Annotated in this window: 10 protein-coding genes and 1 pseudogene; 2 read left to right on the top strand and 9 right to left on the bottom strand. The window is 45.6% G+C overall.

The window, feature by feature from the left end; all coding sequences use genetic code 11:
* Positions 1 to 16: 16 nt before the first annotated feature.
* The 4 genes and pseudogenes from Vt282_RS00165 to Vt282_RS19880 form a co-directional block, all read right to left on the bottom strand.
* Positions 17 to 1,003 carry a serine/threonine protein kinase gene (locus Vt282_RS00165; protein WP_162063644.1) on the bottom strand — a complete coding sequence of 329 codons (987 nt, stop codon included), beginning with the start codon at positions 1,001 to 1,003 and terminating at the stop codon, positions 17 to 19.
* Between the two features lie 57 nt (positions 1,004 to 1,060).
* Positions 1,061 to 2,478 (bottom strand): annotated as a pseudogene (gene ccoG / locus Vt282_RS00170) (cytochrome c oxidase accessory protein CcoG).
* A gap of 292 nt (positions 2,479 to 2,770) precedes the next feature.
* The gene (locus Vt282_RS00175; RefSeq protein WP_162047474.1) at positions 2,771 to 3,037 is read right to left on the bottom strand and encodes a YihD family protein; all 267 of its coding nucleotides are present in this window, start codon (positions 3,035 to 3,037) and stop codon (positions 2,771 to 2,773) included.
* Positions 3,038 to 3,168: 131 nt separating this feature from the next.
* Positions 3,169 to 3,336, bottom strand: coding sequence for a hypothetical protein (locus tag Vt282_RS19880; protein ID WP_167515592.1), 168 nt, complete (start codon positions 3,334 to 3,336; stop codon positions 3,169 to 3,171).
* A 403-nt stretch (positions 3,337 to 3,739) separates the two neighbouring features.
* Between Vt282_RS19880 and Vt282_RS00180 the strand changes: the two genes are divergently transcribed.
* Positions 3,740 to 4,534, top strand: coding sequence for a sporulation protein (locus tag Vt282_RS00180; protein WP_162063645.1), 795 nt, complete (start codon positions 3,740 to 3,742; stop codon positions 4,532 to 4,534).
* Positions 4,535 to 4,622: 88 nt separating this feature from the next.
* Positions 4,623 to 5,279, top strand: a complete 657-nt coding sequence (gene trhA / locus Vt282_RS00185; protein WP_162062259.1) for a PAQR family membrane homeostasis protein TrhA — start codon at positions 4,623 to 4,625, stop codon at positions 5,277 to 5,279.
* A gap of 15 nt (positions 5,280 to 5,294) precedes the next feature.
* On the opposite strand, the gene Vt282_RS00190 is transcribed toward trhA, so the two are convergent.
* From Vt282_RS00190 to def, 5 genes are all read right to left on the bottom strand, one after another.
* A complete protein-coding gene (locus Vt282_RS00190) occupies positions 5,295 to 6,740 on the bottom strand; it encodes a TrkH family potassium uptake protein (RefSeq protein WP_162047472.1) in 1,446 nt (481 codons plus the stop codon).
* A gap of 13 nt (positions 6,741 to 6,753) precedes the next feature.
* A complete protein-coding gene (gene trkA, locus Vt282_RS00195) occupies positions 6,754 to 8,130 on the bottom strand; it encodes a Trk system potassium transporter TrkA (RefSeq protein ID WP_162047471.1) in 1,377 nt (458 codons plus the stop codon).
* A 161-nt stretch (positions 8,131 to 8,291) separates the two neighbouring features.
* The gene (gene rsmB, locus Vt282_RS00200) at positions 8,292 to 9,572 is read right to left on the bottom strand and encodes a 16S rRNA (cytosine(967)-C(5))-methyltransferase RsmB (protein ID WP_162062260.1); all 1,281 of its coding nucleotides are present in this window, start codon (positions 9,570 to 9,572) and stop codon (positions 8,292 to 8,294) included.
* Positions 9,573 to 9,661: 89 nt separating this feature from the next.
* On the bottom strand, positions 9,662 to 10,609 hold the full coding sequence (gene fmt / locus Vt282_RS00205) for a methionyl-tRNA formyltransferase (RefSeq protein WP_162062261.1): 948 nt from the start codon (positions 10,607 to 10,609) through the stop codon (positions 9,662 to 9,664).
* A gap of 35 nt (positions 10,610 to 10,644) precedes the next feature.
* A complete protein-coding gene (gene def, locus Vt282_RS00210) occupies positions 10,645 to 11,157 on the bottom strand; it encodes a peptide deformylase (protein ID WP_162047468.1) in 513 nt (170 codons plus the stop codon).
* Positions 11,158 to 11,307 lie beyond the last annotated feature (150 nt).

Here is an 11,307-nt window from a genome sequence, read left to right on the forward strand (position 1 = left end):
ATCATTATTGCTGACATTACCATTGTGGCATCAGTGATAGTGGCGGTTCATTGAGCACCGCAATTTGTTCTTTAAACGCCAAAACCTGACCTTCCCAATATTTGGGATCATCAAACCAAGGGAAAGCGGCTGGGAATGCCGGATCTTGCCACCTTTTTGCTAACCACGCCATATAATGCACCATACGTAGACCGCGCAAAGGTTCAATTAGTTTCAACTCGCTCATATTGAAGTCGTTAAATTCCTGATAAGCTTCAAGAATGATGTCGAGTTGCATCAGTTTATCGGCGCGTTCGCCATTGAGTAACATCCATAAGTCTTGGACAGCCGGACCATTGCGTGAGTCATCGAGATCGACAAACATTGGACCGTCACGCCATAAAATATTGCCCGGGTGGCAATCACCATGAAGACGCAAAATCTGGTTTGGTTGTTGCCAGTGTTGTTCTAACTGACCAATCAACATATCCAAATCATTAAAGAAAGCATTCTCTAAATGCATCGGAATAAAAGTGGATTGTTGCAAGATTTGGCGTGGTTGGTAGAGATACTCATCTAAGCTGATCGTTGGGCGATGAGTAAATGGCTGACGAGCACCAACTTTATGTATGCGACCAAGAAAGCGACCCACTCCTTCAAGTTGTTCTAAGTTGTCGACTTCGAACTGACGTCCACCCACACTGCTAAAGAGCGCAAACAAGTAACCTTGATACTCATGGAGTGTTTGCCCATTGATTTTGCATGGAGGAGCGACCGGGATTTCTGATTCGATCAGTTCAAGGGTAAAATCATGCTCTTCTTGAATTTGCTCTCGAGTCCAACGTCCTGGGCGATAAAACTTCACCACATAACGTTGTCGCTCTTCATCGCTGAATTGATAGACACGGTTTTCATAGCTATTAAGGGCTAAAAAACCGGATTCAGCACGTACACCAATGCTTTCTAGGGCATACCACATAAAGTCTGGCGTTAACGCATCGAAATTAAATGCTGTTTCTGACATAGAAATAAAAGGGCTCATTACTGAGCCCTTTTCCGTATTCATAATGGTTAGATCAGGCTATAACTTTTTGATAAACCTGCTTTCTACCGTGACGGTAAATTGTTCACTGTCTGAGAGTATAAACTGAATTGTTGAAACCGCAGAGTCGAGATTGTCAGGTTGTACACCCAAACTCAGCGGTAAGTTGAGAACTTCCCCTGGTTTGACTTGGACGCTTTGCTTGCCATACCAAGAGACATCATCTAAACCACTTACACTCAATTGATAAGTTTGTGGTTGTTGGGTTTTATTGATGATTTTTAGGGTGTAGGTGTTTTCAATTTCGCCGGAACTGTTTTCTCGAGAGAGTTGATTACGGTCACGCAGTACATTCATACCAACGGGGTCGACAGTGGCAATTTGCGCGAAAAACAGGGCGATAATCACCAGTAAAACCGCACCATAACCGAGCAGTTTTGGCCGCAGTACTTTGGTTGTATGTCCTGACAATCGATGTTCGGTGGTGTAATTGATTAGACCTTTTTGATAACCCATGCGATCCATCGTTTGGTCACAGGCATCGATACAGGCTCCACAGTTAATACATTCATATTGCAAACCATCTCGAATATCGATGCCAGTAGGGCAGACTTGCACACACAAATTACAGTCGATGCAGTCACCTAATCCCAGCGTTTTTGGATCGGCTTTGCGTGAGCGGGCGCCACGAGCTTCACCACGTTTTGTATCGTAACCGACAATAAACGTATCTTTATCGAACATCGCGGATTGAAAACGCGCGTATGGACACATGTGAATACACACGATAGAACGCATCCACCCTGCGTTTCCGTAAGTACAAGCGGTAAAAAAGAGCACCCAGAATACCGGCCAGAAATTGGCATTAAACGTGAAAAAGTCGATAACTAGTTGGCGAATAGGAACAAAGTAGCCGACAAAAGTAAAACCAGTGAGCAGTGCGATTACAATCCAAGCGGTGTGTTTTAGGCCTTTCCGCCACATCAATGCAGGGGTTAGCTTACCTGTGTCTTGTTTACGCCGTTTGTTAGCGCTCCTTCTAATTTTTCTTCAAACCAAATGTAAATAAAGGTCCAAACGGTTTGCGGACATAGATAACCACACCATACTCGACCAAGAAAGGTGGTAATAAAAAACAGACCAAATGCCGCGATGACAAAGAGCGTCGCCAATAGCGTTAGATCTTGTGGGTAGAGCGTCGTTCCAAAGAAGTTGAATTGTTGCTGGCCAATATCGAGCAAAATGGCTTGGCGTTCTCCAAACGGAATCCAAGGTATTAACCCGAACAGTAATAATAAAAACCAGCCACCATATCGGCGTAGTTTTTGGAACTTTCCCTTACTCTCGCGAACATAGATGCGATTACTGGGATTAAAGCGGTCACCTTGTCCTTTATGCGTTTTGGGGTTAAAGGTTTTGGGCGTCACATCCTTTACGTCAATTTTGTCCTGACTCATATCGCTTCCTTTAGGCGTTCATGGCGCATTTTCTATCGTAGCGCTCAGTGAGTTTGACGAAGTGCTGATTGTTGTTCAAACAATGGTCGTGATGAGGGGGTAGCAATCAATAACTTCGAATATTACTTTTTGTATTGGAGGAGAAATTATACAGTCAATAACAATTGCGTTTCTTTATCGTTATCAACCTTTAACAAGATTTTTCGCTATATCAAGTTAGTGTTAGCCATAGATTGGTTATAATCAGATAATAAAAAGCAGCCATTGGCTGCTTTTTTACTGTTTAAATCGATTATTTGATGATGCCGCGCGCTCTTAGAATCGCCGTTTTGAAATCATCTTCTTGGTCTTTTTTCAGACCAGGGATCATTTCATCTTTTGCGCTGTTACGCATTTTAAGATGGTAGATCAGTACATCGTCAGTAAGCTCAGCAAGGTTGCCTTGATAACCGGCTTCACCCGCTAGTTTTACAATAAACTCTAGTAAGTTAAGCTCTTGATCTTTTTGCCATTCAGGGCCAATAAGCTCAAGTAGCTCTTCAATTCGATGACAGTTCATCTGCTTTCTCCGTAATAATTATAATGTTTTATCGCCAAAGGTAACAAATAGGCATAGTGAATGGCAATCAGTAAGCGATGGCTGATGAATCGTCGGTAAGAAAAAAGCGCAGTAAGTACTGCGCTTTTTGATTATGCCGCTTTGATTTCTTCGGTAGGAGCTGTAACCAAAATGGTGTTTTTCTCAACCAAAGAAATGGTCGGCGCAAGTTTTGGTGCGACGAACGCTTTGGTAAAACCACTGCGGCGACGCATTGCACTACGGTTTGTGTGCGAAAACCTGACGGTTGTTGGGCGCATCAATTTACCTAACTGTCAGGCACATCCATTGCCAAAATAATGGCCTTATCAATCATGAGTTGAGCTTCATTACTGAAGTTTGGCTCTTCTGGCTCTCGCCAATCCAAATGATTGAAAAGGGATCGTGATATGAACAACATATCAACGTTAGGTTAGCATTACGGACATAATTGGTCGATATATAATCATGATATTAGTTGAATAAATCACTACAAAAACTAGGGGTATATCAAGAGTTGTGGTGATTTTGTGAACAAACACCAAGCTTTGTTGGTACAAAAAACGATCGGGTCTAGTCGCAATAGCGAATATATGAGAAGGTCAGTGGAGATAATTCAAACGCGACAACTAAAATAATAAGGTTGGAGAGCGTTTCCTCAATCGTGTTTCAAGGAGGATTATGATGTCGTTTTTTAAGAAGACCCTAGCCAGTTTTGGTATTGGATCAGCACAAGTTGATTCCGTCTTGCAACAAGAGGTGGTTTATCCTGGCCAAAAAGTGAATGTCACTATTCATGTCTATGGTGGAGCAAGCGAGCAGGCGATCGATAATATCGAGTTGAAGCTGCGCTGTCGTTACATCAAAGAAGTGCCAATGAATAACAATAACCCACACGACAACGGTCCCAAGCGAAGAGCCCCACAGAGTTATGTCTTGGCTGAGTGGAATCTACCCTATGCGTTTACGATCAATCCCGGCGAAACCAGAGATTTTGAGGTAGAGCTTGATGTGCCGTGGAACACGCCAATTACTATTGGTGATTCAAAAGTGTGGCTGGATACGGGATTAGATATTGCGCTAGCGAAAGACCCTACTGATAAAGATATTCTCACCGTACGCCCAGATCCGTTGATGGATGGCATTTTATCTGCGCTTGAGTCACAAGGGATGCGAATTCGCCAAGTCGAATGTGAAGCCGTTGATGGCTTTGCCTTACCTTTTGTTCAAGAGTTCGAGTTCGTACCGACTACCGGGCCTTATCACGGCCGCTGGCGTGAGCTGGAGTTGGTGGCTTATCGTCAAGCGGACGAACTACAACTGTGGTTTGAAGTTGATCGTCATCGAGAAGGGGCCAAAGGCATGCTCGCCAGTTTGCTTGGCGTTGGTCAGTTGAAGCGTCAATTAACGCTACCGATTAAGCTGGCACCGAAAGATGCTGGGCAGCAAGTGCTAGAGTACCTCGAAAATAGTTGTTAACAGAAGTGATATTAATTTTAGCTTACACGTGTAAGCTAAATGTGCCATACTCGAGAACGAAATAACTTTCTTTGCCGAGTAAGGATTCATGTCAGCTGATAGCTCTACCTCTAGTTATAGCGTTAAAGAAGAAATTGCTAACACCATTACTCATGCAGTAGGAATGGTGTTAGGGATTGTTGGTTTGGTCTTATTGTTGATTAAGGCGACCAATCACCATGCTGATGCGCTCACCATCACCAGTATGAGCATCTATGGCGGCAGCATTATCATTCTGTTTCTTGCTTCTACTCTATATCACGCAATCCCATACAAGCGTGCCAAACGAGCCCTCAAAACTTTTGATCACTGTGCAATCTATCTGTTGATAGCTGGCAGCTATACGCCATTTTTGCTGGTGAGTCTGCGGACACCATTAGCGATTGGTTTGATGATCGTGATTTGGGCGATAGCCTTGGTTGGTATCATCATGAAATTGGTGTTTGTCTACCGCTTTAAGAAACTCTCACTGGTGACCTATTTGATGATGGGCTGGTTGTCGCTGATCGTGATTTATCAGTTAGCGATGAATCTCGCTTGGGAAGGGCTGACCTTATTGGCCGTAGGTGGGTTGATTTACTCGCTCGGGGTCATTTTCTATGTGGCGAAACGCATCCCATACAATCATGCGATTTGGCATGGCTTTGTGTTGGCGGGATGCGCCTGTCATTTCTTTGCCATCTACTATTTTGTGCAGCCAGTGTGACCACTGGCTGTCACGCTAACGTTTCCAGAATGCTGGGAAGAACAGCACTAAAATTGTCAGAATTTCCAAGCGTCCCATTAACATACCAAAACTTAATAACCACTTGGCCGCATCTGGTAACGATGCAAAGTTACCGGTTGGGCCAATGTAGTCACCCATTCCAGGTCCAACGTTTGCCACGGCAGTAATTGAGCCGGAAATGCTGGTGACCGGGTCAAGCCCTAAACCACTTAATCCCGCCGCTATCACAATGATAGTAATAAAGTAAGTTAGGCAGAAGGCTACTACTGAACGCACGATATCATCATTCACTGGGCGCTGATTATAGCGCTGAATAAACACCCCAGATGGGTGAATGAGTTTCATGATTTGCTTGTTTAGTAGCGTCATCGCAATCTGAAAACGGAAGATTTTCATCCCGCCAGAGGTAGAGCCTGAACACGCTCCCACCATTAGCAAGAAGGCAAACAGCGTTGCGGGTAATGCGCCCCAAGCGGTAAAGTCTTCGAGACCGAAACCCGTTGTTGTCACTACTGAGATGATGTTGAACAGCGATACTCGCACAGCATCTAATATGGTGTAGTCATTGTGCAGCACCAACCAACTACTGATGATGATACAGCTGACCAAGACCAAATAAGTAAAGCCTCTTACCTGAGCATCATTGAGTAGGATTGCCAATTTGCGTTTGGTGAGTGCTGAAACAAACAGCAAGAAGGGCAAGCCACCAAGGAACATAAATAGAGTTGCGTTCCAGTGAGCCCCATGAGAGAAGTGGTTCATTGAGCCATCAGAGGTGGAATAACCACCGGTCGATAGCGTCGTAAACGAATGGTTTATGGCCTCAAACAAGTTCATGCCTGAGAGCAAAAAGCCAATCATGCAAAGTAGGGTAAGGGTCAGATATACCAATACGATGTTTTTCGCGACGGTTTTTGCGCGTGGGCTGCTTTTATCTGACCAGTCGGAAGACTCGGTTTGGAATAGCTTCATACCACCGACGTTAAGCATCGGCAGTACCGCTACCGCCATTACGATAAAGCCAATACCACCTAACCATTGCAGAATCGAGCGCCACAGCAGAATACTTGGTGCCATATTATCGAGACCACTTAACACCGTCGAACCCGTGGTGGTAATGCCGGACATGGTCTCAAAGTAGGCGTCAGTAAAGCTAATGTGGTTGATAAATACAAACGGCAATGCGGCAAACGCACTGGCGATAGTCCACACCAGGCTAGTGATCAAAAACATGTCACGCACACTGAGCTTAAAGTTCTCAGTGCGGCCTACGGTTAAGCAGGCAAACGCCGCAGCGTGAGTGATAAGTACTGATTGACCAAATTCAATAAAGCCAGAAGTACCGGAGAAAAATGCGACTAATGTAGGTACGTACATAAATAGGGCGAGTTTAGACAGTACTAACCCTATGACGAACAGTACAGGACGAAAGTTAACCATGTAAAACCATGCCTTATAGGAAGAACGGGCTCGGTTGGAATAGCGCCTCAACATCAGGCACGTATTTTTTATCCACCAAGAACATCACCACGTGGTCGTCTTGCTCGATAACCGTACGGTCATGAGCAATCAAGACTTCTTCACCACGCACAATTGCACCGATAGTCGTACCTGGCGGTAGGCGGATCTCACCAATCGCTCGGCCAACGACTTTGGATGTGCTTTCGTCGCCGTGAGCAATCGCCTCGATTGCTTCTGCAGCGCCACGGCGCAGCGATGACACGTTAACAATATCGGCACGACGCACGTGAGTCAGCAGTGCTGAAATCGTGGCTTGTTGTGGTGAAATCGCTACATCAATCACGCCACCTTGCACTAAGTCTACGTAAGCGCCACGTTGAATGAGCACCATCACTTTCTTGGCACCCATACGTTTTGCGAGCATCGCAGACATGATGTTGGTTTCGTCTTCGTTAGTCAGGGCGATAAACACATCAACTTGGTCGATGTTCTCTTCGGTAAGCAATTCTTGGTCGGCGGCATCACCACAGAAAACGATCGTGTTCTCTAGTTCTTCCGATAGGCGCTCTGCCCGTTGATAATTACGCTCAATCAACTTTAGGCTATAGTTTTGTTCTAGACGTTTTGCCAGACTTGCGCCGATATTACCCCCGCCCACAATCATGATGCGGCGATAAGGTTTTTCTAAGCGTTGTAGTTCACTCATCACTGAGCGAATGTGGTTACTGGCGGCAACGAAAAACACTTCATCATCGGCCTCGATGATGGTTGTGCCTTGCGGACGAATCGGTCTGCCTTGACGGAAAATTGCCGCAACACGAGTATCGATATGTGGCATATGTTCACGCAGCGCAGAAAGAGCATTGCCCACCAAAGGGCCACCATAGTAGGCCTTAACGGCTACTAAACTGACTTTTTGCTCGGCAAAGCTAACAACTTGGAGTGCGCCTGGGTATTGAATTAAGCGCTCAATATAGCTTGTCACCAATTCTTCTGGAGCGATGAGGTGGTCGACAGGCACGGCACCTGATTGGAACAGGGCTTCTTTTTCAGCGAGGTATTGAGGGGAGCGAATACGGGCAATGCGGTTTGGTGTATTAAATAGTGAAAACGCAACTTGGCAAGCAGCCATATTGGTTTCATCCGTGTTGGTTACCGCAACCAACATATCGGCATCTTGTGCGCCAGCTTCACGTAGTACGTTAGGATGGCTTGCATAGCCATTTACAACACGTAAATCATATTTATCTTGTAGTTCGCGCAAGCGGTCGCTGTCTCTATCGACGATGGTGATGTCGTTGTTTTCACCGACGAGGTTTTCTGCCAACGTACCGCCAACCTGACCTGCGCCAAGAATGATGATTTTCATATTCTTATCTCATTTTGTGGCTGATATACCCTGCAAGGATGATTGAACGCAGTCGATAAAAATTGCGTTTGCAGTGGTATAGAGCCTTTTCCAATGCACTGAAAATAATAGCGAAATTTACAAAGAGCAAGTTTCGCTTAATTACTATGCGCGATATGCCACTATGCTTGTTTCGTGATCACCGCGTAGTAGAAGCCATCCATATCTTCTTCACCAGGTAGGATTTGACGGCCAGGATTATTGATATCAGAGCCTTGTAGCGTTGCATTCGCTGTACGCTCAAGGAAGGCTTTTACCTGTAATTTGTTTTCTTGTGGCGTGATTGAGCAAGTGGCGTAAACCATGGTGCCACCCGGTTTTAGTTGCTGCCACATCGCATCGATAATTTCGCTTTGGAGTTCAGCCAGCGCAGCAATATCGTCGGCGCGGCGTAGCCATTTAATATCTGGGTGACGACGAATAACGCCAGTAGCAGAACATGGCGCATCTAAAAGAATGCGGTCAAACTGTTCGCCTTGCCACCAATCTGTTGGTTTACGTGCATCACCACAGATAACTTGCGCTTGCAGGTTTAGGCGTTGCAAGTTGTCATGGACACGTTTGAGACGCGTGTCATCACAATCGATTGCGACCACTTGTGCGTCTTTGGTGCGCTCAAGAATATGCGCCGTTTTACCACCAGGTGCGGCGCAGCAATCAAGGATGAGCTCACCGTCTTTTGGCGTTAAATAATTAATCGACAGTTGTGCGGCGGCATCTTGTACCGATACCCAACCTTGCTCAAAGCCCGGTAGTTTAGTGACATCACATGGCGCGCTCAGTTTGAGTGCATCCATGGCTTCGCTGTGTGCAATGCTCTCGATACCTTCGTTAATCAACAACGCTTGGTATTGATCGCGACTATGGTGCTGATGATTCACACGCAACCACATTGGTGCTTTGCTATTATTTGCTTCAACAATCGCTTGCCACTGTTGTGGATAAGCGTCTTGTAGCAACTTCAGTAACCAGCTTGGGTGCGTATATTTACCAGCATTATGGCTAACTGCCATTTGATCCAGTTGTTCTTGGTTACGTTGGTAATTACGTAAAACGGCATTGATTAAGCCACGCAGACGTGGACCTTTTAGATCTTTGGTACCTTCCACGGTTTCACCAACAGCAGCGTGAGCAGGAATGCGCATAAAGCTTAGCTGGTAAATGCCCACCAAAATTAAGTGGTGAAAAACGCGCTGTTTCCCTTTTAGGGGCTTGTCCATCAACTCATTCGCGATTGATTCAAGACGAGGTAGGTAACGTAGAGCGCCGTAGCAAATCTCTTGTAGCAGTGCGTGGTCACGCGGACGAATCTGTTGTTGGGCTGCCGGTAGGGCATTAGAGAGAGACTGACCTTGGTCAACCACTTGGAAAAGGACGTTAGCGGCGGCTGCGCGAACATTCATGATCAATACCTTAAAATAACGAGGGCGTCTCTGCCCTCAAAAAGTTCTTATGTTGTCCTCTCAACCTCAGGCTGAGAGGGGAGCTTGAGCTAAGCCAGTTGGCTACCAACTTCAAACCAAGCAGCGCGAGAGTTAAGAATATCTTGCACTGCCATCGCTTTTTTACCTGGCACTTGTAGTTGCTCTAGTACCAGTACGCCATTACCTGTTGCAACATAAATACCTGATTTATCCGCTTGGATAATGGTACCCGCAGGTTTATTGCTGGTTTGCTCTGCAACACGGCTTTGCCAAACTTTGATGCTGTTTTCAGCCACTTCAAAATGGCTCATCGGCCATGGATTGAAAGCGCGAACGCAGCGTTCAATATGCGCCGCGTCGTTATTCCAATCGATACGTGCTTCTTCTTTGCTGAGCTTTTTCGCGTAGTTTGCTAGCTCATCATCTTGCTTAACAGGTACGGCAGTACCTTGTGCGATGTCCGCTAAGCAATCAACCAGCGCCACAGGCCCAAGTTCTGCAAGTTTCTCGTACATAGAAGTGCTGGTGTCAGTCGCTTCGATTGGTAGCGTAGCAATCTTCAGCATGTCGCCAGTATCAAGACCAATATCCATCTGCATGATAGTGACGCCAGTTTCTGCATCACCGGCCCAAATTGAGCGTTGAATCGGCGCGGCACCACGCCAGCGTGGCAGAATTGAACCGTGAACGTTAATACAGCCAAGTTTTGGTGTATCAAGCACGACTTGTGGTAGCAGAAGTCCGTAAGCAACCACAACCATAATGTCAGCATTTAGAGCGGCTAACTCTTGTTTAGCTCCATCAGACTTAAAGTTTTCTGGTTGATAAACCGGGATGTTGTGCTCAAGTGCGATTTGTTTTACCGCACTCGCGGTCAATTTTTTACCGCGACCCGCCGGACGATCTGGCTGAGTGTAAACGGCAATAACTTCATGCTCCGAAGACAACAACGCCGCCAAGTGACGGGCGGCGAAGTCCGGAGTACCAGCAAATACAATACGTAATGGTTTGCTCAAGGTACGTTCCTTATTTGTTCTTTTCAGCGCAAAAATTAGCGCTGTTTTTCATTAAAGCGTTTGATCTTCGCTAATTTTTCTTGAATACGCTTACGCTTTAGTGGCGACAAGTAATCAACAAATAGCTTGCCTTCTAGGTGATCAAGTTCGTGCTGAACACAGATTGCTAGTAGGTCATCCGCTTCAAAGGTGTACTCTTCACCTTCGCGGTTTAATGCTTTAACGGTTACTTCTGCTGCGCGTGGCACAAGAGCGCGAGCACCAGGAACTGACAGACAGCCTTCTTCAATACCGTCTTCGCCACGTTTTTCTAGAATCTCTGGATTGATCAGCACCATAGGCTCATCACGAGTTTCAGAAACGTCAATTACCACGATACGTTGGTGAATATCGACTTGTGTTGCCGCTAGGCCTACGCCTTCTTCGTCGTACATGGTTTCAATCATGTCGTCGACGATTTTTTGAATCTCTGGAGTCACAGCTTCCACTGGTTTAGCAACCGTGCGAAGGCGATCATCTGGGAATGTTAATACTTGTAATACAGACATATACACTCGAAATTTTGAATTGTGCCGAATCGAGACTAACCTCGTTGGCTCAATTCTAGACATTTTAGGCGTCAAATGACAGCATCAATGTACTTTTAGCATTGTTTTTCTGTCGAGAAAGTAAGCATCTTTTCTATCTATTTTCCGATA

The sequence above is a fragment of the Vibrio taketomensis genome (assembly GCF_009938165.1).
Classification (GTDB): domain Bacteria; phylum Pseudomonadota; class Gammaproteobacteria; order Enterobacterales; family Vibrionaceae; genus Vibrio; species Vibrio taketomensis.